Annotated in this window: 17 protein-coding genes; 11 read left to right on the top strand and 6 right to left on the bottom strand. The window is 65.1% G+C overall.

Features of this window, described 5'->3' with window-relative positions:
* The first annotated feature begins 67 nt into the window (after window positions 1-67).
* The 5 genes from WG208_RS04985 to WG208_RS04965 all read left to right on the top strand — a co-directional run bounded on the left by WG208_RS04985 (window position 68) and on the right by WG208_RS04965 (window position 3,789).
* Window positions 68-385 (top strand): hypothetical protein, encoded by a 318-nt coding sequence (locus WG208_RS04985; protein WP_337170233.1) that lies wholly within the window; start codon window positions 68-70, stop codon window positions 383-385.
* 97 nt (window positions 386-482) lie between these two features.
* Window positions 483-1,748, top strand: a complete 1,266-nt coding sequence (locus tag WG208_RS04980) for a dicarboxylate/amino acid:cation symporter (protein WP_337170232.1) — start codon at window positions 483-485, stop codon at window positions 1,746-1,748.
* Window positions 1,749-1,815: 67 nt separating this feature from the next.
* Window positions 1,816-2,904, top strand: coding sequence for a PDDEXK nuclease domain-containing protein (locus WG208_RS04975; protein WP_337170231.1), 1,089 nt, complete (start codon window positions 1,816-1,818; stop codon window positions 2,902-2,904).
* Window positions 2,905-2,982: 78 nt separating this feature from the next.
* Complete coding sequence (locus WG208_RS04970; protein ID WP_337170230.1) at window positions 2,983-3,402, top strand: DUF3052 domain-containing protein; 420 nt, start codon at window positions 2,983-2,985, stop codon at window positions 3,400-3,402.
* Between the two features lie 27 nt (window positions 3,403-3,429).
* Window positions 3,430-3,789, top strand: coding sequence for an ArsC/Spx/MgsR family protein (locus tag WG208_RS04965; RefSeq protein ID WP_337170229.1), 360 nt, complete (start codon window positions 3,430-3,432; stop codon window positions 3,787-3,789).
* An 18-nt stretch (window positions 3,790-3,807) separates the two neighbouring features.
* Here WG208_RS04965 and WG208_RS04960 read toward each other — a convergent pair whose 3' ends face one another.
* Window positions 3,808-4,851, bottom strand: coding sequence for a hypothetical protein (locus WG208_RS04960; protein WP_337170228.1), 1,044 nt, complete (start codon window positions 4,849-4,851; stop codon window positions 3,808-3,810).
* A gap of 165 nt (window positions 4,852-5,016) precedes the next feature.
* On the opposite strand from WG208_RS04960, the gene WG208_RS04955 reads away from it, so the two are divergent.
* Window positions 5,017-5,835, top strand: coding sequence for a hypothetical protein (locus WG208_RS04955; protein ID WP_337170227.1), 819 nt, complete (start codon window positions 5,017-5,019; stop codon window positions 5,833-5,835).
* Between the two features lie 116 nt (window positions 5,836-5,951).
* Here WG208_RS04955 and WG208_RS04950 read toward each other — a convergent pair whose 3' ends face one another.
* From WG208_RS04950 to WG208_RS04940, 3 genes are read right to left on the bottom strand one after another with little or no spacing between them, the layout of a single operon-like run.
* On the bottom strand, window positions 5,952-8,369 hold the full coding sequence (locus WG208_RS04950; RefSeq protein ID WP_337170226.1) for a DUF2723 domain-containing protein: 2,418 nt from the start codon (window positions 8,367-8,369) through the stop codon (window positions 5,952-5,954).
* 2 nt (window positions 8,370-8,371) lie between these two features.
* Window positions 8,372-9,025 (bottom strand): hypothetical protein, encoded by a 654-nt coding sequence (locus tag WG208_RS04945; protein ID WP_337170225.1) that lies wholly within the window; start codon window positions 9,023-9,025, stop codon window positions 8,372-8,374.
* Complete coding sequence (locus tag WG208_RS04940) at window positions 9,022-9,600, bottom strand: RNA polymerase sigma factor (RefSeq protein ID WP_337170224.1); 579 nt, start codon at window positions 9,598-9,600, stop codon at window positions 9,022-9,024. Before WG208_RS04940 ends, WG208_RS04945 begins: the two co-directional genes overlap by 4 nt.
* A 139-nt stretch (window positions 9,601-9,739) precedes the next feature.
* On the opposite strand from WG208_RS04940, the gene WG208_RS04935 reads away from it, so the two are divergent.
* Window positions 9,740-11,137 carry a M20/M25/M40 family metallo-hydrolase gene (locus WG208_RS04935; RefSeq protein WP_337170223.1) on the top strand — a complete coding sequence of 466 codons (1,398 nt, stop codon included), beginning with the start codon at window positions 9,740-9,742 and terminating at the stop codon, window positions 11,135-11,137.
* Window positions 11,138-11,177: 40 nt separating this feature from the next.
* Here WG208_RS04935 and WG208_RS04930 read toward each other — a convergent pair whose 3' ends face one another.
* A complete protein-coding gene (locus WG208_RS04930) occupies window positions 11,178-11,906 on the bottom strand; it encodes an SGNH/GDSL hydrolase family protein (RefSeq protein ID WP_337170222.1) in 729 nt (242 codons plus the stop codon).
* A gap of 57 nt (window positions 11,907-11,963) precedes the next feature.
* Here WG208_RS04930 and WG208_RS04925 point away from each other — a divergent pair, with 57 nt between their 5' ends.
* From WG208_RS04925 to WG208_RS04910, 4 genes are all read left to right on the top strand, one after another.
* Window positions 11,964-13,520 carry a 1-acyl-sn-glycerol-3-phosphate acyltransferase gene (locus WG208_RS04925; protein WP_337170221.1) on the top strand — a complete coding sequence of 519 codons (1,557 nt, stop codon included), beginning with the start codon at window positions 11,964-11,966 and terminating at the stop codon, window positions 13,518-13,520.
* A gap of 2 nt (window positions 13,521-13,522) precedes the next feature.
* Window positions 13,523-15,523, top strand: coding sequence for an ATP-binding cassette domain-containing protein (locus WG208_RS04920; protein ID WP_337170220.1), 2,001 nt, complete (start codon window positions 13,523-13,525; stop codon window positions 15,521-15,523).
* Between the two features lie 48 nt (window positions 15,524-15,571).
* Window positions 15,572-17,866: a hypothetical protein gene (locus WG208_RS04915; protein ID WP_337170219.1), complete on the top strand. Its 2,295-nt coding sequence runs from the start codon at window positions 15,572-15,574 to the stop codon at window positions 17,864-17,866.
* A gap of 108 nt (window positions 17,867-17,974) precedes the next feature.
* Window positions 17,975-19,186 carry an aminotransferase class I/II-fold pyridoxal phosphate-dependent enzyme gene (locus tag WG208_RS04910; RefSeq protein ID WP_337170218.1) on the top strand — a complete coding sequence of 404 codons (1,212 nt, stop codon included), beginning with the start codon at window positions 17,975-17,977 and terminating at the stop codon, window positions 19,184-19,186.
* 137 nt (window positions 19,187-19,323) lie between these two features.
* On the opposite strand, the gene WG208_RS04905 is transcribed toward WG208_RS04910, so the two are convergent.
* Window positions 19,324-21,999, bottom strand: a complete 2,676-nt coding sequence (locus WG208_RS04905; RefSeq protein ID WP_337170217.1) for a M14 family zinc carboxypeptidase — start codon at window positions 21,997-21,999, stop codon at window positions 19,324-19,326.
* Between the last annotated feature and the right edge of the window lie 215 nt (window positions 22,000-22,214).

Genomic DNA, 22,214 nt, shown 5'->3' with positions numbered 1-22,214 from the left:
CGGAAGACAATTTATCCAACCCCGATGGCTACATCGATGCCTACATCGACCAGCATCTGACCACTCCGTGAGCACCGCACTGATTTCTGCACTGACCGGGGGCCTCGCGGCGGCGATGCTCTGCGCCATCGTGGCGCACGGCATTCTCCGTCCCCTGCTCGAAGCCCGGGGTGTCATCCCCTGGACCGTGCGCGACTCACTGGGCTCCCTGCCCCTCGTGCTCATCGGCAGCGCTCTCACGACGGGCGCCGCCGTCTATCTGGTCCACCTGATGAGCGACGCCTCCAGCGCTCGACTGCCGGTCCGCGTGTTATGCTTGGCCCTGCTTTGTGCGGGGCTGCTGATGGTGCGCCTCGGGTTGCTCGCGCTGCGCAAGCTGACCTGACCCACCCGCCGTTCAACTCCCACCCGCGCGTCGCCCGCTCCGTCCCGCCGCGTTCGCAGTTTCCGACACGCTTCGACGAACCCTCCGCCTCTCCCGCGTGCTCTCGCGTATTGCCCGCAATCTGACCTTTCAGGTCCTCGTCGCTGTTGCCATCGGTGTCCTGATCGGTGTCGTCGCTCCCGACACGGGCAAGGCGCTCAAGCCTGTCGGCGATACGTTCATCAATCTCGTGAAGATGGTGATCACGCCGATCATCTTCCTCACGATCGTGCATGGCATCGCCAGCATGGCCGATCTGCGCAAGCTCGGACGTGTGGGCGGAAAGGCGCTGCTGTATTTCGAGCTCGTGTCCACGCTCGCGCTGGCCATCGGCCTCGTGATCGTGAACGTCACGAAGCCCGGCGCCGGACTCGATATCTCCATGCTGGCCGCCGGCGACGTAAGCAAGTACGCCACGGCGGGCAAGGAACAGGGCATGCTGGAGTTCCTGCTGCATATCGTGCCCAGCAACGTGGTGGCCGCGTTTGCCGGCGGGGAATTGCTGCCCGTGGTGTTCTTCTCCGTGCTCTTCGGCGTGGCGCTCACCGCGGTGGGCGACGCCGGACGCGATCTCATCGATCTGCTGGTGCGTCTGCAGGCGGTGTTCTTCCGCATCGTGCACATCGTCATGAAGGTCGCGCCGCTCGGGGCACTGGGCGCGATGGCCTACACTGTGGGCGCGTTCGGTCTGAAGACGCTGCTGCCGCTCGGCCGGCTGATGCTCGATGTGTACGCGACGATGGCCGTGTTCGTGTTCGTCGTCCTGGCGCTCATCTGTCGCACCTTCGGTTTCCGGATCTGGACCTTCCTGCGGTACATCCGCGAGGAGATCCTGCTGGTACTGGGCACGTCGAGCAGTGAGGCCGCGTTGCCCGGCATGCTGGAAAAACTCGAACGGTACGGCTGTGCGAAATCGGTGGTGGGACTCGTGATCCCCACCGGCTATTCGTTCAATCTCGATGGCACGAGCATCTATCTGTCGATGGCGACGATCTTCATCGCGCAGGTGTATGGCATCGATCTGAGCATCGGACAACAGCTCACGCTGCTGGGCATTCTCATGCTCACCAGCAAGGGTGCGGCCGGTGTGACCGGATCGGGATTCATCGTGCTGGCGAGTACACTGGCGGCCACTCGCACGGTGCCCGTGGAGGGGGTGGCGCTGCTGCTGGGTGTGGACCGGTTCATGTCCGAAGCGCGCGCCATCACCAATCTCATCGGCAATGGCGTGGCCACACTGGTGGTCGCGCGCAGTGAAGGGGCGTTCGACGATACGAAGCGCGTGATCGCCGAGGAAGAGATGCGCAGCGGGGCTACGGTCTGACGGTTTCTTCCATTCTTCAAGCTGTTGTCGCCTGCCACCGACGTGAAGAGTATTTGAGGCGCGGATGATGAGCGATTCGATCCAGCACGCCAGCTACCGGCAGGTATTGGCTGATATCAAACAACGGGTTCGCCATGCCCAGACGCGGGCGGTCATGGCCGTCAATGCCGAGTTGATTCGGCTGTATTGGGAAGTTGGTGCCATGATCGATACCCGTCAGCAGCAGGAGGGCTGGGGAGCGGGCATTATCCCTGCGCTGGCTCGCGATCTTCATAATGAGCTGCCCGAGGAAAAGGGCTTTTCTGAGCGCAATATCAAGCGGATGCTGGCCTTTTATCGGGAATATCCGCATTTGGAGTTTGTGCCACAGTCTGTGGCACAAATGACATCGAGCCCGGAAGTGCCACAGGCCGTGGCACTTTTCCCAGCCGATTTGCTGTGTGCGTTACCCTGGGGGCACCATGCAGAGCTGATGGCCAAGGTCAAGGACTTGCCCACGCGACGCTGGTATATGCAGGCTGCCATAGAGCATGGTTGGAGCCGCAATATTCTGCTGATGCAGATTGCATCGGCAGCCCATGAACGCTTTGGCCGTGCAGTGACCAACTTCACCAGACTTCTGCCATCCCCAGATTCGGACTTGGCGCAACAAGCGTTGAAAGATCCTTACTTGTTTGATTTTCTTACGCTGGAGGCAGGCTTCCATGAGCGGGAACTCGAAACTGGACTGATCGCACACCTAGAGAAGTTTCTGCTGGAGCTGGGGCAAGGCTTTGCCTTTGTAGGTCGCCAGTATCACCTGGAAATTGGTGGCAATGATTTTTACGTCGATTTGCTGTTCTACCACCTCAAGCTGCGCCGCTATGTGGTTATTGAACTCAAGCGGGGCGACTTCAAGCCCGAGTATGCCGGAAAAATGAATTTCTATTGCAGCGTGGTCGATGATTTGCTGCGCCACAAAACCGATGAACAGACCATTGGTCTGATTCTGTGTCAGCAGTCCGACCGGGTGTTGGCGGAATACGCCTTGCGAGATATGACTAAACCCATTGGCGTATCGGGTTTTGAATTGACCCGTGCATTGCCGCAAACCCTGCAGAGCAGCTTGCCCAGCATTGAGGATATCGAGAGAGAACTGAGAGGCGCTGAGGCATGAAGCTCAAATTCCAAACTCAGGCCGCGACCGTCACTTACGACGTAGTGAATGGCTTCGGCAAGTTGATGGAGATGAAGCATGGCTGACATGCCCACCGCAGGCTACTCCGGCACCCCGCTCGCCCGCAAACTCGGCATCAAGGCCGGTGATCGGGTCGTGGCCATCGGTGCTCCGAAGCACTACCGCGAATTGCTCGCCCCGTTGCCCGATGGCGTGACGTTCGGCCGGACAGCGTCGGCGACCACCCGCATCGTACATCTCTTCACGACGGAGCGCGCCGAGCTGGTCACGCGGCTGACCACCTGTCGCGAGGTGCTATCCGCCGACGCCATGGTCTGGGTGTCGTGGCCGAAAAAAGCCTCCAAGGTGCCCACCGATATCACCGAAGACGTCGTGCGCGCGGTGGCGCTGCCCATGGGCTGGGTGGACGTGAAGGTGTGTGCCGTGGACGAGGTGTGGTCGGGGCTCAAGCTCGTGGTGCGGGTCGAGCTGCGCTGAGTGACTGGCGTCCGCTAATTTCCCGCCATGCCACCGGCCGACCTGCAGGTTCAGATCTTCGGAACGAAAAAGAGCGCGGACACGCGCAAGGCGTTGCGGTTCTTCGCCGAACGTCGCGTGAAAACCCATTTTGTCGATCTCGCCGAGCGGGCGGCATCACTCGGCGAGCTCAAACGATTCGCGCAGAAGTTCGGCGTGGAGGGCATTCTCGACCGCGAGTCGAAGCGGTTTGCCGAACTCGGATTGCGCACGGCCATGTACGGCGAGGAGCGATGGCTCAGCATCCTCGCCGACGAACCCTATCTCCTGAAGCAGCCGTTGGTGCGTCTGCAGAACAAGCTGTGTGTCGGCGTCGACGAGAAGCTGTTCAAGGAGTGGCTGGCGTAGCTGGAGTGCGGTCGGCAGTCAGGGCGTGACGACGGTGGGTGTGTAGACGACGCCATCGGGTGTGTCACCGGCGCCGATCTCGCCGACGATCTGTCGTGTGGCCACATCGATGACGGCCACCGCTGCGGCCTGACTGAACGACAGAAAGACGTGCCTGCCATCGGGCGCGAAGATGATGCCCTGGGGCGCCTTGCCCGGCAGCGGGAGACGGCCGAGTTCCCTGCGCGAAGCGCGATCGATGAAACGCAGTTCTTCCTTGCGCAGATCGGGCATCAGCACGAGACGATTGTCTGGCGAGTACAACACACGATACGGCCAGCCGAAACCTTCGGCCGCCGTGGTCACGGCGCCGGTTTTTGTATCGACCACGCTCACGCGGCCGGTGGCATTGCTACCCACCCACACTTCGTTGCCATCCGGCGTGACGTTGATGGCTTCCGGTTGCGCGGGCACGGCGATGGTGCGCAGCGACCGACCGGCAACGAGATCGAGTTCGGAGACGGTGTTGCTGCCGATGTTGCCGGTCCAGCCGCGTGTGCCATCGGCGGTGATGCCCACCATGTGGGACCCGTTCTGCGCGGTGGGAATGACTCTGGCGATCTCCCCATTGGCCACGCGCACCAGCAGCAGCGCACGATTGGCTTCGGAGGTGACGGCCACGATGGAGTCCCCGGGCATCAGCACGAGTCCGTGGGGGCGTTTGTATTCGCCGAGCGACACGGTGCGCGTGACACGTTTGCCAGGCACGTCGATGAACGTGAGCGTGCCGCCCGGGGCGGGGCCGGTGCCGTAGTCGGAGACGATGGCCGTGCGTCCATCGCGCGTGAGCACGATTTCGTGCGGACCATGGCCGGTGGGCAGCGTGGCCAGGATGCGCTTCGATGCCACGTCGATGATGGTGGCGGTGCCGGGCGTCTTGTTGGTCACCACCAGGGTGCCACGGAGGCCCGGCGGCTGCGCGCGGGTGTGAGACGGAGTCAGCGGGGATATCAGCAGAGACGCCAGCAGCGCGGCGGCAATCAGAGGCGCTGTGGGCCGGAAGACACCAGAGAGAGGGGGCATGGGCGGGACCGGTGAAAGGCGGCGAATGTGCGTCCGGTCACAGTGGACATCCGTGACCGGCCTGCAAAGATGGGTGCCGATGGATTGCCTTCGCCAGAGATTGGCGAGACACTCGTCGACACCCCGCAGACACCCCGTCGATACCCCCGGAAGGAAGCTCGCATCGTGCCCATCAAACATCCCGACGTCTACGAAGCCGTGTACCTGCGCATGCGCGATCTGCTTTCGACGATATCGTCACGGACGGTTCCGGGAGCTTCCCGGGTGTATCGCAGCGGCGGCGCGGTGGACAAGGGACGTGCCGGCGCCGACAAGTATCGCACCGTGTACAGGAGCAGCGTCAACGACGAGTACCGATGGACGGGACCGCGTCCTGCGTCATCGGTTTCCGCTGCAAAGGGAAAACCCGGCGCGGGCGGGGTGTACACGTCGTTGGGAATGAACGATGCGCTGCTGGGAGAGCTGACGTTCTATGCCTTCCAGACGACTCTCGATCTGGACGTGCAGCGACAACTCGATGGACAACCCACCACGCTCACCAGCACGACGTTTCCGGCCATGCTGGCCACCAAGCGGATCTTCGAATACACGTTCCCGGTGGCCACGCAGATTGCCGATCTCTCGTTGAGCAGCAATGCGGGGCGTTCTCTGCTCCGGGCCATCGGTTCCGATCCGCGCGTGAAGAAGGCGCTCACCGGTGCCCGCTACACCACACCGCGTGAAGCGTATCTCGCCAGTCACGATCACAGTCTGCCGCGGGCCATGGCGCAGGTGGTGCGGGACTTTCTGCCGGGCTATCAGGCCATCTGGGTCTCGAGCGCGCGCGCCGGTTCGGCCGTCAGCATGCAGGACCAGGAAGGAGACAACATCGTGTTTTTCGGACCCGATGGCGCCACGCTCAATCTGCTCACCCCCGTGCGCGAGATCGGTTTTGCCCTGCAGCCGAACGGCACCTATCGGCACACGGTTCAGGCCATTCCGTGACACAGGGATTGCACGGTGTCATCCGGAGTCGTTGCCGAAACACCACGTAACCATCACGGGGCTATCGACGGGCTGCCGACTGGCTGCCGACTGGTCGTGGCCTGGGTGTCGCATGGTTACCGCACAATCCCGATCGCCCTGGCGATGGAATCCGTCTGCCGCAGCAATCGTTCGCCCGCCAGTGAATCGCCGCGCGCGATGCGCACGTACCCGGTGAGTTGTCCCGTGTACGCATAGGCATACGGAATGGACACGGATGGTTCGTCGATCCACTGGCCCTGCGACAGCAGCGCGGCCGGTGCCCGGTAGGTATTCCAGAGCGAGTCGCTCACCACCGGATCGATATACTGGTTGCCAACCGGCAGAAAGGCGGGATTCTCCGCCGCCGGGTGCTCGAGCAGACGCTGTGTCAGGCCGTGTCCCACCACATACCGATCGAGACCGATGGCTCCGGGATAACCGCCCACCGAAAAATGAATCGGTCGTTTCGGAAACTCGTTCTTGATGATCTGCAGCACGACGAGCTGATCGCGCAGATGCAGTCCCGCCGGCACCACGGCGTGAATGGTGCCGTGTTCGAACACGGCCGGCTCGCGCAGCTCCACGTACGGCGGAATCTGCTCCACATCGGGCACGAGATGATGGGCGTACCAGTCGGCATTGAGATACGGCGTGATGGCCAGCACCACATCGGGACGCACCCCTTCCACCAGTTGCGCGTACCACACCGGGAACGAGTCGTTGTCACCGCTGGTGATCAGAATGCCGTTGGGAGACACCGACTCCAGCAGATCCCGCGCCCAGAGTGCCGTGAACGTCTGTCCGCGACGGGGCGCCGCGCCGGCGTTGCCGATCAGCGGGATGAGTGCTACCGCCATCACTGCCGAGGTGAGGAGCCAGGCGCGCGTGTTCCCCATCGACGATGCCGTCGATGAGGACACGGGGGAGGATGCCGAGGATGATGCCGAGGACGATACCAGCGGGCGATGGTCCGTCGGCGTGTGATCACGGGAGGCGAGGTGTGGCGCCAGCCGCTGGGTCAGCCGCAGCGCCAGGGATTGCCACAGTGATCCCAGACCGAGCGCCACCCACACGCTCCACGTGGCGAAACTCCAGAGAAAGAAGTAGTCGCGATCGCGCACTTCACGATTGACCGCATCGCCCAGTTCCGGTGCCTGGGTGGCACCGTATCTGAAATTGAGATACACGACCAGCGCCGGCGTGAGGGTGAACACCAGCGGGCCGAAGAACGCAAACGATCCACGATCGCGCCGGAAGTGCATCCATCCGCCGAAGAGCCCGAGGCCGAGCGCCATGATCGCCAGGGCGCGCTGCAGTGTGGGGAGCGTTCGTGCGGCGTCGCGCACCATCTGCCACTCGAAGTACTGCCACCACATGCCGAACTGCGCGGACAGCGGCGCCTGACGCTCCATCACGCGATGACCTCCGTACTGCTCGCGACTCACGTTGGCCATGACCTTGGCATACGTCTCGGCGCTGAAGGTGCACGCCAGTTCCGGCGCTCCCACGCAGGCCGTGGGTTCCCCCACATTCATGGCCGGATGATGTGCGGCGCGAATGGGCTGATAGAGAAAGACCGAGAGGCCCAGGATCATGACACCCGCCGCTGCCATCAGCACGCGCCACTGCAGCAGCGTGGACGCGCGACGCCAGAGCACGTACACACCGAAGGCGGGCAGCGGCAGGAAACCCGCTGGATGGTTGGTGTAGCCGAGCGCGCAGAGGTACACGAAGAGCAGCAGCCAGCTCGTGGAGCGGCGCGAGTGGGCCGGACTGTCATGCCATTGCAGGGCACACCACGCGGAAGCGGCGAGACCGAGCATGGCCACGGTGTACACCTTCTCGTTCACCACGCTCTGATTCCACACCGTGAAGCAGGTGGCGCCCAGCAGCGCTGCCGCGCCCGACGTGACACGTCGCGGGACCGTGGGCATGCGCCAGCCACGCAATGCCCGCCAGGTGACGAGAAACCAGAGCGCCGCGCTGATGGCGCTCGTGGTGGCGGCAAGGAGATTGATGCGCCCGGCGTACGACAGCGGCACGGGCAACAATGCAAACGCATGGGCGATGAGCACGAACAACGGATTGCCCGGCGGATGCGGGATGCCGAGCACCTTGGCGGCGGCGATGTATTCACTGGCATCCCACATGGCCGTCGTGGGCGCCAGCGAGACGACGTACAACGCGAGCACCATGACACCGACGATCGCGGCAACACGGTACGGTGCAGGTTCATCGTCAGGTATCGCTGGTGTGGCTGGTATCCCCGTGCGTGACGACCCTGCGGCTCCCACATGATGACCGGAAAACCAGATGGCCCAGGGGACGGCCACCACATAACCCAGCACGAGCAGCACCGAGGCGAGATCGGTGCCACCGAACCAGAGATCGACGAACCCCGCCAGGATCACGATCAGGGCGCAGAGTCCGGCGTACGGCACGGCACGCGCTCCCGCGGCCAGCGGCGAAGAAAGGAAACGCCGTTGGGGTTGCTGCATCGAATTGTCGGTCATGGTCAGCGGGGAGGAGACGCCACCGGAGTGGGAGCGAGTGCCACGTCATTCACGATGACGGTCACATCGACGGCATCACGGGGAACGAGAGCCCGGGCGCGCCATTCGGTGGCGGAAATCCGGGCCAATGCCACCGCACGCACCGCGGCGGTCTGACGCAACGCGACCTCACGTAATCCCGAGCCGCGCACCACGAGTTCGACCACCCGCATGGTGTCGAGCCACCGGCTGCGTCCCTGCCGGGCGCCCGGTGTGCCGGCTTCTCCGCGCGGGTGTCCGGCGTCGGCCGTGGAGATCGGGACGGCGGAATCACCGAGTACGAGGGCGGTGGCATGCACACGCGAAGCGAGGGTGAGATGCTCGCCCTCGTGCACGGTCAGCATGAGCGCGAGCACGGCCGTGAGCACGACGCCGCCCATCCCCGACAGCGTGCCGCGGCGTCGCCAGCGTGCCAACGGCATCGGCGCCACCAGCCGACGCGGTGTGGGCAGCGCGCGTACACGGGTCATGATCCGTGCGCGTGCCTCGAGCAACTGGACGGTGTCGCCATCGCCTGGGAGCATGCGCAACGTGTCCACCATCCACGCCGAAGGAGTCGTGTCTCCCGGGAGATCGTCTCCGGGCATGTCGGACGGAAAACGATTCGTGGAGATCATGGAGACAGGGGCTCCGAAAGCAGGGTCCTGAGACGGGTGCAGGCACGTTGTACCCGCATCTTGAGCGCCGACACGCCGGCGCCGGTGACCGCGGCCATTTCTTCGTACGACAGCTCTTCACCGAAGCGCAGGACGATGGCTTCCCGCTGATCGGGCGCGAGCTGGGCGAGTGCCTGGGCCAACTCCTGTCGCCGGTCGAAAGGCCCATCGTCCGGTGACGTGATCATCTCCGCGGTCATCGTGCCGCGACGCAGCTCGGGATCCAGCGCCGTGTAGCGCGCCTCGCGTGCCACACGCGTCCGGCACTGATTCACGACGATCCGCAGCAGCCAGGCCACGAACCGGTCGCGCTCGCGATACCGGCCCAGATGACGGTAGGCGCGCACGAACGCTTCCTGCACCACATCGTCGGCATCATCCGCGTTGCCGAGCAAATGGGTGGCCACACGCAGACAGTGCGCATGATGACGGTCCACCAGCGAAGCAAATACCTCCACACGCCCCGTGAGCACCTGCTGCACGAGGACGGCGTCGGAAAGGGGTTCGTTGCCGGCGGAAAGGAAGCTTTCAGGCACGCTCGATAACTCGGCCAACGACCGGAACGTCACAAGGGGCGCGCACAGCGGGACCGCGCGATAAGATGGGGAGGCGACTTCTCCCTACCAGCCCCCCCGCCTCATGTTCCGCTTCAAGCCGACTCTCCCCTTCCTGACCGTGAGCAGAAAGGCGCCGTCCGCGGCACTGCTGCCCACGCTGCTGCCCGCGACCCTGCTCGCACTGGCCGCCGCTCCGGTTCCCGCCCGGCTCGCCGCCCAGGCCGCGCCGACACCTGTTCCGTCGAACGAGGACCCGCGCATCCACGATCTCGTGGCCGCGGCGTCCGCGGCCCGCGTGGAGCAGGACATCCGCACACTGGTGAACTTCGGCACGCGGCATACGCTCTCCGATACCACGTCGGCCACTCGCGGAATCGGTGCGGCCCGGCGCTGGATCTTCTCGGAGTTCCAGAAGATCTCGAAGGACTGCGGTGGGTGTCTCGAGGTGCGCTACATCGCGGACATCTGGAAGGGCGACCCGAATGGTCGCATCAAGCAGGACGTGAACATCGTCAACGTGGTGGCCGTGCTGCGCGGTCGCACGGAACCGAACCGGTATGTCGTGCACACCGGGGATATCGATTCGCGCGTGACGGATGTCATGAACGCCACGTCCGACTCGCCTGGCGCCAACGACAATGCATCGGGGATCGCGGCCATTCTCGAAGCCGCGCGCCTGCTGTCGAAACATCGTCCGAATGCGTCGGTGGCGTTCGTGGCGCTGTCGGCGGAAGAGCAGGGGCTGTTCGGCGGCGAGATCGTGGCGAAGGTGGCCAAGGCCGAGGGCTGGCGCATCGATGCGGTGATCAACAACGACATGGTGGGCAATACCCGGGGCATCGATGGGGTGTACGAGAACACCAAAGCCCGTGTGTTCGCCCCCGGCCTGCCGGCGACCACCACGCCCGCCGAGCTGCGTCGCATTCTCACGAACGGTGGTGAGCTCGATACGCCATCCCGTCAGTTGGCGCGCTACATCGACATGGTGGCCGACCGCTATTTCCCCAATCTCGACGTGGAGATCATCTATCGTCTCGATCGCTACGGGCGCGGGGGACATCACACGCCGTTCTTCAATCTCGGTGCCGCCGCGGTGCGTCTCATGGAGGCGCACGAGGACTACACCCGGCAGCATCAGGATCTGCGCACCGAGAAGGGGATCAAGTACGGCGATGTGCTGGAAGGCGTGGACTTCGACTACGCCGCGAAGATGACGGCGCTCGACGCGGCCACGCTGCTGTCGCTGGCCTGGGCGCCCGCCACGCCCGATTCGGTGACCATCAGCGGGGCCGTGCAGGCCTCGGCACGCTTGCGCTGGAAACCGTCTCCCTCGCCCGACGTGATCGGTTATCGCGTGTACTGGCGCAAGCCGAGCGAAGTGAACTGGACGCGTTCGCGCTTCGTGGGGAACGTGACCGATTTCACCGTGCAGAACGTCATCATCGACAACTACTTCTTCGGTGTTGCGACGGTGGGGCGGAACGGGCAGGAGAGCATGGTGGCGTTTCCGCGATAGCAGTGGCGAGTGGCGGTGGCAGCGGGAATTGCTGCCACCGTCAGCGCCGTAGCGCCTTCCTGATGCCGGCCTCCACGAGCGGCGCCATCACATTGTATCCCGCTTCGTTGGGATGAACGCCGTCGCTGCCGTAGTCGGCGCGCAGCCCCTGCCGGGCATCGGCCATGGGGGTGTGGAAGTCCACGTACTCATGGCCGTGTGAGGCAGCGTATTCCCTGATCCAGCGATTGAGTGCCACGATCTTGGGCGCCGGTTCGATGCCCGGTTTCCAGCGGTAGTCGTACACGGGCAGCACTGAGCACAACACGACGCGGACACGGTTGGCCTTCGCCAGATCCGCCATCGAGGCGATGTTGTCCTCGATCATTTCGAGCGTGGCGGGGCCGGTGTTGCCGGCGATGTCGTTCGTGCCGGCGAGAATCACCACGACCGAAGGCGCGAGGGCGATCACGTCCTGCCGGAAGCGCAGCAGCATCTGCGGTGTGGTCTGCCCGCTGATGCCACGCCCGATGTACGCCTTGCCGGGAAACATCGCGGGGAAGTACTTCGCCCACCCTTCGGTGATGGAGTTGCCCATGAACACCACCCGCTGCTCACCACGACGCGGTGCACTCAGGCGCGCATTGTCCTCCTGATAGCGCGCGAGGTTGGCAAAGTCGGCCGCGGACACGGATTGTGCGTGCGTGGACAGGAGGGGCAGGGCGAGCAGGAGCAGGCCCAGACGAATGGGGCGACAAGTGCGGAGACGAATGCGGACAGGGAGGTCCATGCCGCCAAGCTGCGTCCGCGTTGTCAGCGCCGCTACCCGGGGCTTTCTTATGCGGCCATGTCTGCGCCGCTTTCCGACTCGCTTTCCAAGTCGTTTTCCAGTTCCCCGCCACCCGGTTCACCGAAGGAAGGTTCGCCGGTCATTCGCCGTCTGGTGCGCTGGTTGTCGCGCCGGTGTCTGCGCTGGGTGTACCGGGATGTGCGCGTGTTCGGTGCGGAGCGGGCACCGGAATCGGGGGCAGTGCTCTTCATTGGTAATCACCCGAACGATCTGCCGGATGTTCTGCAGGGGTTCTTCGTGACCCCACGTCCGCTGCGTTACATCGCGACACTCGCCGCGGCGTCGAGCTGGCCGGCCCGGAAGATCTATGAGGGGTTGGGGGTCATCCCGGTGGTCCGGGTACGGGATGCCCGTGCCGAGCGGCGGAAGGGAACGGACATGGTAGCGGTGAATGCCGCGGCGGGCAGTGCCGTGGGTGCCGCGCTGGCGGCCGGTCATGCGGTGGGCGTGTTTCCCGAAGGCGGCGTGCACAATACGCCGTACGTGGGGCGTCCACGCACTGGTGTTGCAAAAATGATTCTCGAGTATGTCGATAATGGCGCCAATGGAGACGTGCTGATCGTGCCATTCGGTGTGCAGTACGAATCGCCGTATCGTCCCGGCAGTGACTGTTTTGCGGTGGTGGGCGCTCCCTTCTCGATGGCGGAGTGGCGCACCCTGAACCCGTCCGGAACGGGAAGTGGTTCCTCCCAGTCCGTGGCGGCGTTGGTGGATACCTTCCACGAGGCGCTTCGCCAGGTCACCCGCAACGCGACCAGCTGGACGCAGGCCACCACCCGGGATCGGCTCATTGCCGGCGTAGCCGCAAACATGCCGGGTGATGATCCACTGGAAGCGTCGATCGGCCTGGTGGCACAGGCGCAGTGGCTGGTGGAGACCCTGGAAGAGTCTCCCACAACTGGTCATTCGGTCTCGCAATATGAAACACTGGTTCGGATAAGAACCATTGCAGAAGAGCTGGCAATCGCGGTGGAATCACTGGGAGGCATAGGCACCTCCGCCCGCGATCAGGCCGACGTGCGGCAGGCGCTCGATGGTCGACGGTCCTCGCGGGTGTCCATCGCGTCCCTCACCATGAGCGCGCCGGTGGCCGCACTGGGATGGCTCATCCACGGACCGATCTTCGCCCTGATCTGGCGGCTGGCCCACCGCTTTGCCAAAGCGCCCGTCGACCTCGTAGCCCTGGCCTTCGTACCCGGCCTCTACCTGGTGCTGCTCTGGTATCTGCTGCTCACCGTCGGATTGGCGTTGGTGCTCGGCAACACGGGATGGTCACCCTGGTGGAGCCTGCTGCTGCCCCTCGTGGCACCGCGCCTGGGGGATATCGCGGTGGCCTGGCGCTGGCGGTGGCGCTGCTGGCGGCTGGTGCGTGGAGCGCGTGCCTGGAGTGCGCCCGAACGGCAGCGGCTCGACGCTCTCCACCGGGAGCTGACGGCCCTGTGGGCGGGTTCCACGGCAGCGTTCGAGGACGAGTCGATTAAACTGCGTGATCAGTCCGGCAGCACCATTCGCCGCAATTCAGCTCGTCGCAATTCAGCAGCAGGTTCGCAGTAGGCATGACCCTCATTTCCATCGGCAACGCCGGCGTGGATTTTGGCGCCACCGAAATCTTCCGCGACATCACGTTCACTGTGGCTGCGGGCGATCGCTGGGCCGTGGTGGGACGCAATGGCACCGGCAAATCCACACTGATCCGGCTCATCACGGGCGATCTCGCTCCCACGCGTGGGACCATCGCGCGCATGCCGGGGCTTCGTGTGGCGCTCATGGATCAGCACCGGCGTTTCCCGGAAGACCGGACGTTGTGGGACATCGTAGCCGATGCTTTCGGTGAGCTGCGCGGGCTCGAACGCTCGCTGGCCGAGCAGGCGGCGAATCTCGAGCACGACCACAGCGAAGCGGCGATGAACCGCTACGGGCGCGACCTCGAACGCTTCGAGCGGGAAGGCGGCTATCAGATGGCGGCCAAGGTGGACAGCGTGCTGATGGGCGTCGGGTTCGATCCCGAAGCGGCCCGTCTCACCACCATCGGCACACTGAGTGGCGGTGAACGCGGGCGCGTGGCGCTCGCGCGGCAACTCGCCACACCCGCCGATATCCTGCTGCTCGACGAACCCACCAACCATCTCGATCTCGAAACCACGGCGTGGCTCGAGCAGCATCTGGCCACGAGCGATCGCACCGTCATCTGCATCAGCCACGATCGTGCGTTCCTCGCCGCCATTGCCGACCATGTGCTGCACTTCGAAGGGGGTACGGCGTTTGCTTATACCGGCACCTATCAGTCGTTCGTGACGCAGCGCGAGGAGCGCCGGCTCACGCAGCAGCGGCAGTTCGACAAGCAGCAGAGGGTGATTGCCGCCGAGTCCGACTACATCGCACGCAACATCGCCGGTCAGAACACGGCCCAGGCCAAAGGGCGCCGCAAGCGCCTCGAGCGCATGCCGCGTCTGTCGGCGCCCATCGGTGCCGATGGCGTGATGGCGCTGCGACTGGACGCCGGCAGCCGCAGTGGTGACCGGGTGATCGAAGCGCAGCATGTCACGGTGGGCGTGCCCACACCAGACGGACCGCGCACGCTGGTGAAAGACGTGAGCATCGTGCTGGAGCGCAATGAAGTCGTGGCGCTCGTCGGGCCCAACGGCGCCGGCAAGAGCACGCTCATCAAGACACTGCTCGGCGAACACGAACCGCTGGCCGGTGTCGTGAAAGCGGGTCCCAGCACGACGGTGGCGTACTACCGTCAGGATCTCGCGCATCTGCCACTCGATCTCACCATCTACGAAGCCATCGCCACGCAGCGTCCGCTCTGGGAGCGTCGCCAGGTGCAGGGGCATCTGGGGCGCTTCGGTTTCAGTGGTGACGAAGTCCAGCGCACGGTGGGCACGCTGTCCGGTGGTGAGCGCGCGCGTGTGGCGATGGCGCTGCTCACGCTGTCCACCAACAACCTGCTCATTCTCGACGAGCCCACCAATCATCTCGATGTCGAAAGCATCGAAGTGCTGGAAGACGCGATCGAGGGGTACGAGGGCAGTGTGTTGATCGTCAGCCACGACCGCGCCGTATTGCGGGGGCTCGCCACGCAGGTGTGGGACCTGCGCGATCAGCAGCTCAAGGTGTTTCCCGGCACGTTCGTGGAGTGGGAAGAAGTGCGCGCCGAACGTCGCAGTCAGGAAGAGCGTGACGCGCGCGCGGAAGCACAGAAGGAAGCGGAGCGCGCCGCCCGGCAGCGCGAGAAGGAACGCGAGGAGCAGAACGCCCGGGCGCGGAACACGACGGGCAGGAATGGTACAACGGTCTCGCCGAACGACATGCGCCGGGAGCAGCGTGCGGCGCAGAAGGCCCTGGCCGACGTGGAACTGCTCGTGTCCGTGCTCGAAGGCAAGATCGACGATCTCACCGCACAACTGGACGACGCGACGCTGTACGACACACCCGCTGGTGTGCAAAAGGCGGCACAACTCGGCAAGGCGCTCGACGAAACCCGCGAGTCACTCGAACAAGCGATGCACGACTGGGGACAAGCCGCCGAGCGGGTGCAGAAAGCCGGCGGGTGAGATGCCGCGCGGTGTAACCCCGATAGGGCTTCAGGCGTAGGAAACGACATGCTTCGTTCGATCCCGCTTCAGACGCCGCGTGTCATTCGCCGAGCCGTCCACAACACCGTGCGGCCCACCGTCCGCATCGCGGCTTCTGCGCTGACCGCGTTGGCGGCGGTGTCACTGTTGCCGATGAGTCGACAGCCATCAACCGCATTGCAGGCGCAAGCCGTCACCGTGCCGCTCGGGCAACTGCTGACAGATGCGAGCACGCGCAATCGGTTGCCGGACAGTCTGATCTCCTATCGCGCGCAGGTCGAAACGGAGATCTCGATGTTGCTGCGCCGGGAGGAAGGGACCGAGGTGGTGGGCGCCATCGAACAGGTGGCGAGCGCCCTGCGCTGGAATCGCGCCGGCGGATACGAACAGCGGGTCACGGGATACCGCATGCAGCAGCTCGGCGTGAACATGTCCATGCTGACGCTGCTGCAGTCGGGTTGGCTCAACCCCAATCTCTATGGCAACCGGTTGCGTGTGCGTTCGCAGGCCAGCAACGCACCGGCCAGTGCACGAGGCAACGCGCGTGTAGGACGGGGAGACGGTTCCGACACGCTGCCCGCCATTCATCCGCTCGCCACCGATCGTGAGCAGTACTACCGCTTCACCGGCGGCGACACCGTGGTGACGATGCGGGCCGGCGATCGGGTGATTCCCATCGTGCAGGTGCGCGTGCAGCCTCGTGAGGATCTCCGGCGCGACGTGGTGCTGTTCGACGGGGAGATCGCCCTCGATGCCTCGCGCGGAACGCTGGTGCGCATGCGCGGACACTTCGTGCGTCGCAATGGACAACGACGTGGTCTCCGGTCCACGTTCGGTGACGCCGTGGCGTTCGTGGAATACGAAAACGCCGAGCGTCTAGGTGCGTACTGGTTGCCGGCACGGCAGCGCATCGAATTGCAGGCCATGCTGCCGTTCATCGGCGATGGACGGGCCGTCATCCGCATCGTGTCGCGTTTCAGCGACATGGAAGTCAACGACACCGTGCTGAGTGCGGCCACGCTCGCGGCGGCCGATTCGCTGCGACTCGTGGCACCTCGCCGGTTGTCGTACGCACCCGCCGACTCACTGGAGCGTTTCGACGCCTGGCGTGCGTCGATCGGCGAGTTGTCCACCGGGCTGCACACCGACGATTTCGACGATGTCGCTCCCGATCGTTGGCGGACCAACGGTGCCCCGCGTTTCGATCTGGCCGCCCCGCGCGCGTCCGATGTGATGCACTTCAATCGGGTGGAAGGCCTCTACACCGGCGCAGGCGTGAAGTGGACGCTGCGTGATCGGGCGCCCGGTGTGGTGGTGCGCGCCAACGCCGGCTATGCGTGGGCGGAGCAGACCGTGCGCGGTCGGCTGCAGGCAACGCGGACCCGCGGTCCATGGACACTGGAAGCGCGGGGTGGTCGTTCGCTCGACAACACGAATGACTTCCGCGTGCCCTTCGATTCGGGAGACAGCTTCGGCGCATTTTTCGGATCGCTCGATCCCTACGACTATGTGTCGCGTTCCAGCGCCGCGCTGGGTGTGGTGCGCACGATCGGTGCGCGGCGGGCGATCATCCGCACCGAAGTGGGCGTGGGCGACGATCGGTATCGCCCATCGCAGTATGTGCGCAGTCCCATCGGCGGCGATCCGTATCGGCCCAATCGTGGCGTGGACGCGGGGAGCTATGTGCGCAGCGCCCTGCTCGTCGAATGGCATCCCGATGTGGCCGCCGAATTCATCGCACCGGGTATCGGCGCGCGATTCAGCTATGAACGTGGGGACGGCACGCTGTCCTGGCAGCGGGTGGAGGCGCGGGTGAGTGGACGTCGTCCCATCGGGCCGTTCGTTGCGGTGGGACGGGCGGATGTGGGGCAGGTATCCGGTGCGCGCATTCCGGCGCAGCAGCTCTTCGAACTGGGGCGCTACCAGAATCTGCCGGGTTACGAAGACAAGGAGTTTGCCGGCTCACGCGCCGCGGTGGCACGCGCGGGGCTGCTCTACACCTCGCCGTTTTTCCGTTCCCCCATTCGCCTGGGACGACGCCTGTGGTTTCCGGCGCTGGCACCGGGGCTCAGCGTGGGCGTGCAGAGCGGGTGGAGCGATGCGCCCACCGCGGCGGCCATGTCGGCCATCGATCGGCTGGCCATCACCGATCCCACACTGCTGGCAGCCTGGGCCCCGGTGTCACGTCCCACGGAGCGCATCCGGGCCAGCGTGACGGCCGGCGCCCGCTTCTTCGGTGGCGGGATCTTCGTGGGCGGGACACGACCGGTGGACCATGCGGCGCCCTGGAAGCTGCTGGTGAGCTTCGGACAGGCGTGGTAGGCGGGTGGAGATCCGGGCCGAATCAGGGTGGAATCAGGACAGGATCAGGATAGGGAGATCAGCGCGGGATCAGGACAGGGATCACGCTGTTTGCGCTATCTTTGAAGGATGCTTCCTCATCTGCTGCCTTCGCGTCGTGACTTTGCCGGCGACGATCTGATCTTCACGCTCAACGCGGCGGCGCAGCGACGTGCCGCCAGCGGAGCGAGTGTCATCAACGCCACCGTGGGTGCGCTGCTCGACGATGCGGGCAAACTGGTCGTGCTGGAAAGCGTGATGGAGCAGTGGCGTCAGCTCACGCCCATGGAGATCGCGCCGTACGCGCCCATCGGCGGTGACCCGGCCTTTCTGCTGGCGCTCACGCAACGTCACTGGCCCGCGCTCACCAGTGTGGGCGTGGGGGTGGCCACACCGGGAGGATCGGGTGCCCTCGCCCTGACGTTGCGCAATTTCCTCGAGCGCGGACAGACGTTGGTCACGGCGGCTCCGTATTGGGGTCCGTACGCCACGATCGCTATCGAAGGTGGTGTCAGACTCGCCACCGTGCCGTATCCGGCGCCCGGCGAGTCGCTGGATGTGGGCGCCTGGGAACAGGCCATGCGCGACGTGCTCGACGAGCAGGGTCGTCTGCTGCTGTGGCTCAACGATCCCTGCCACAATCCCACGGGTCGCAGTCTTTCGCGGGAGGATCGTGCCACGCTGCTGTCGGTGCTGCGTGACATCGCCTCGCAGGGGCCGGTCACGTTGTTGCTCGATCTGGCCTATCTCGACTATGCGCGCGATCCGCAGTCGGTCACCGAAGCGCTCGACGACTACGCGGCCTTTGCCGCCGAGGGTTCGGTGCTGGTGGGCGCGAGCCTCAGTCTCAGCAAGGCCTTCACGCTGTACGGTTCACGCGCCGGCGCCCTGGTGTTTCCGTGGACGTCCGACAAGACGTTGCAGGCGGCGCTGGTGACGAGCTGCCGGGGCACGTGGAGCAATTGCGCACGCGCGCCCATGAGTGTGCTCACGCGGTTCGGCAAGGATGCCGCCGCCGTGGCCCGTCTGGCCGACGAACACGCCCATTGGCGCGCTGTGCTCACCGAACGCGCCGAAGCGTTGGACGCGGCGTTGCGCGCCGAAGGACTGCCGGGCGCGGCGTGGGATGGTGGCTTCTTCGTCACACTCGCCGCGGCTCCCGATCCCACCGTGGTGTGTGAACGTCTGCAGGAGCGCGACGTCTTCGTGGTCCCCATGCCCGAAGGACTGCGGGTGGGCATCTGCGGACTGCGTGCTACCGATGCTGCCCGGTTCGCGGCGGCATACAAAGCGTCGCTGTAGCCGCACCACAGCAGGGGAACGCAGATCACCAACTGATTTGAACAACAAACGCGCAGATACTGTCGAGGCGTGCAGTATCTGCGCGTTTGTTGTTTCAATCTGTTGTATCTGCGTTCCCCCGCTGTCCCCGCTCTATCTCAGAAACTGTTGCCGAGCAAGACCGCGTTGGCAAAGAGCGGCAGAGTGCCACGCAACTGATCGCGGTACACCGGGTCGTGCGCGAAGAGGATCACGCGACCCCGGCCTGCGCGTTCGGTCCATAGATACGGAGAGCCGGCAATGCGCGCCGGCATCTCGGGCCAGAAGAAGCCGGCGATACGTACACGCGGCGCGGCGGCGAAACGCACGATGGCTTCACCGGCCCGGAGATCGCGTGGTACCGTGAAGACCCGGTCGCCGTTCGCGAACACCGCGATCTCCTTGTTGGTGACACCGGCCATGAGGGGCGACAGCGTGTCGATGGACGCACGGGCAAGCACACCCGGCAGACCGGCCGGCAGCGGCGCGCCACCGGTACTGTCGGCGCGCGCCGAGTCGCGACGCACGCGGGTGCGCACCAGTCCCACACGTTCCTGCGCCAGCCATGCGCTCGCGCCATCGAGTGCGACCAGTGTGCCACCGCTGCGCACCCAGTCCACCAGGCGCTGACGTCCCCCGTCACCGAGCACACGATCGAGCGCGCCGGCCTGCACCGACGGCACGATGATGGTGGTGAACTGCGCGAGATCACCACCGCTCACGAAGTTGGCGTCGATGATGGTGGAGGGATAACCGATACGCTGATCCATCGCGTACCAACTGAAGCCGAACGACGTCCCGTTCACCGGCGAGCCACCCAGCAGGGCCACCGTGGGGCGTTGCACCGGAATCACCGAATTACTGCCCAGATCGGTGCCTTCTTCCACACCGGCCGATGGCACCGGAATCACCGTGGCATGCGCTTCGGCCATGCGACGGCTCACGATGTCGTGCACCTCGGGCCGGTTGAACTGCACCCGCACCACGAACGCGCCGTTGGGGAACTTGTTGCCGCGCGATGTGAAGCTGTTGGGTGCGTACCAGACCTTGATGGAATCGTTGAGCAGCGATGCCAACAGACGGATGCTCGCCTCACTGCCGGGCGCGAACGCATACCCGTACGAGGAGCGGGCCAGAGGCGCGGACGCGGTGGTGGGCACCACCGCGGGCACGAGACCGGCCGGCATGGCGGGCACGGTCCACGCATCCACGCGCCACACCAGCGGAAGCGACCACGCCGTCATGTCGTAGAAACGATTGCGTTGGCCCGTGCGGCGCAATTCGAGTTCGAACTTGAGGAAGGCCGAGTCGAGCGCGGCATCGGGTTCGAGCAGCGCCTTGGCCAGATGGCCCTGCGGCTGTGAGAAGTCCACCACATAGCCGCCATCCTTGAGCGTCACGGCACCGGTGGTGCCGTTGAAATACGACGTGGCCGACGGCAGCGTGGTGGAGCCGCGCACCATCTGCACTTCGATACCGTTCTCGCGCAGCTTGGTGGCCAGGGAATCGGCGCGGCCCTCGACGTCGCGGGCGAAGACCACACCACGCATCGGACCCTTGGCGTGGATGGTGATGGCATTTGCGCGCGCGGTCGCGTAGTCGCGCAGCAATTCCGTGCGACGACGGCCCGACGTACGCACCGTCGTCCACTCGGCGGTGAAATGCTCCCACGCCGCCTGCTTCAGCGTGCGCAGGGTGCCATCGTTGCGCCGGACCGCACCGCCTGAACTCCCGGCGCTCTCGAACAGCATGCCGATGGAACCGGTGAGCATGGGCCAGCCTTCACCGTAACCCGGATAGAACGAGTCGTAGCCTTCACGACGGAAATACGACCAGCCGTGCGTATCGAACGCCGCGCCATGCGCCGCCGCGAAGATGTCGAACCACTTGGTCAGGTGCTTGGGATTGTTCTGGTTGTCGGGCTCGCGCGGCGGGGCGAAGTAGAACGACGAGCTCGACCCCTGTTCGTGCAGGTCCACCGCCACATGCGGCATCCAGGCGAGGAACTGCTGCACGCGTCCGCGCGATTCCGGATGCGACTGCGTGTACCAGTCGCGATTGAGATCGAAGTAGTAGTGCGACGTGCGCGGACCGGGCCACGAGCCCGCGTTGTTCATCGCACCGGGATCGGCCGGGACGCCCATCGGGCTCCACATGCGCTCGACATCGTGGGTGTGCCGTTCGCGGCCGTCGGGATTCTGATTCGGATCGATCAGGACGATGGTGCTGTCGAGTGCGAGACGGGTATCGGCGTCGGTGCCGGCGGCGAGCTGGTAGAGCAGCCCCAGTCCGGCTTCCACCCCCGACGCTTCACCACCGTGCACCGAATGTGCGAGCCACACGATCGCCGGGGTGCGCCGGATGGCGGCGTCCACGTCACCGGCCGCCGCGCCGCGCGGGTCGGCGATGCGCTGGGCGTCACGCTTGATCTCGGTGAGCCGTGCGAGATTGGCTTCGCTGGAGACGGCGATGAGCAGCATCTCGCGTCCTTCGAACGAATGCGCGACGGTGTCCACCTTCACGCGCTTGCTCGCGGCGGCGATGCGCTCGACGTAGCGCATCATCTGCCGGTGCGAGGTGAACCGGCTGCCCAGTTCGTACCCCAGGATGGCCTGGGGTGTGGGCACCTTGGGATCGAAGGTGGCGCCCGGGTCGGCGAAGGTGTGCTGGGCACCGGCGGCGGGCGCCAGCAGCAGAGAGGCGCCCAGGGCTGCAGAGGCGGCCGCGGTGGTGGCGCGCGCGGCGGCGCGTCTGGCGGCGCGTGTGGCAACGGTAGCTGCGACGGAGCGGATCATTGGGAAAAGCAGGGGAAGTAGCGGAGGGCCGCGGAGAGCCTGGGCTCTGCATCCGGCCGTGCCTGTGGAGTGCCGGCCTGCGTAAAGTCGCGTGTGTGGCGCCACTTGTCACGCAGGGCTTGCCGCCTGCTTCACGTCTGCCGGCGAGATGGACTGACGCGGTACAGGCGGTACAGCATGTACCGCCTCCGGATACCCCTCGGGATCCTGGCACG

Origin of the sequence: Gemmatimonas aurantiaca (assembly GCF_037190085.1) — a bacterium.
GTDB lineage: Bacteria > Gemmatimonadota > Gemmatimonadetes > Gemmatimonadales > Gemmatimonadaceae > Gemmatimonas > Gemmatimonas aurantiaca_A.
This window is presented reverse-complemented; position numbering and strand designations above follow the sequence as displayed.

Excerpts from the sequence above, each read along its gene's own strand:
- WG208_RS04945 (WP_337170225.1), bottom strand. The coding sequence starts at position 9,025 with ATGATCTCCACGAATCGTTTTCCGTCCGACATGCCCGGAGACGATCTC.
- WG208_RS04915 (WP_337170219.1), top strand. The coding sequence starts at position 15,572 with ATGCTTCGTTCGATCCCGCTTCAGACGCCGCGTGTCATTCGCCGAGCC.
- WG208_RS04950 (WP_337170226.1), bottom strand. The coding sequence starts at position 8,369 with ATGACCGACAATTCGATGCAGCAACCCCAACGGCGTTTCCTTTCTTCG.
- WG208_RS04910 (WP_337170218.1), top strand. The coding sequence starts at position 17,975 with ATGCTTCCTCATCTGCTGCCTTCGCGTCGTGACTTTGCCGGCGACGAT.
- WG208_RS04975 (WP_337170231.1), top strand. The coding sequence starts at position 1,816 with ATGAGCGATTCGATCCAGCACGCCAGCTACCGGCAGGTATTGGCTGAT.
- WG208_RS04960 (WP_337170228.1), bottom strand. The coding sequence starts at position 4,851 with ATGCCCCCTCTCTCTGGTGTCTTCCGGCCCACAGCGCCTCTGATTGCC.
- WG208_RS04925 (WP_337170221.1), top strand. The coding sequence starts at position 11,964 with ATGTCTGCGCCGCTTTCCGACTCGCTTTCCAAGTCGTTTTCCAGTTCC.
- WG208_RS04970 (WP_337170230.1), top strand. The coding sequence starts at position 2,983 with ATGGCTGACATGCCCACCGCAGGCTACTCCGGCACCCCGCTCGCCCGC.
- WG208_RS04905 (WP_337170217.1), bottom strand. The coding sequence starts at position 21,999 with ATGATCCGCTCCGTCGCAGCTACCGTTGCCACACGCGCCGCCAGACGC.
- WG208_RS04965 (WP_337170229.1), top strand. The coding sequence starts at position 3,430 with ATGCCACCGGCCGACCTGCAGGTTCAGATCTTCGGAACGAAAAAGAGC.
- WG208_RS04920 (WP_337170220.1), top strand. The coding sequence starts at position 13,523 with ATGACCCTCATTTCCATCGGCAACGCCGGCGTGGATTTTGGCGCCACC.
- WG208_RS04930 (WP_337170222.1), bottom strand. The coding sequence starts at position 11,906 with ATGGACCTCCCTGTCCGCATTCGTCTCCGCACTTGTCGCCCCATTCGT.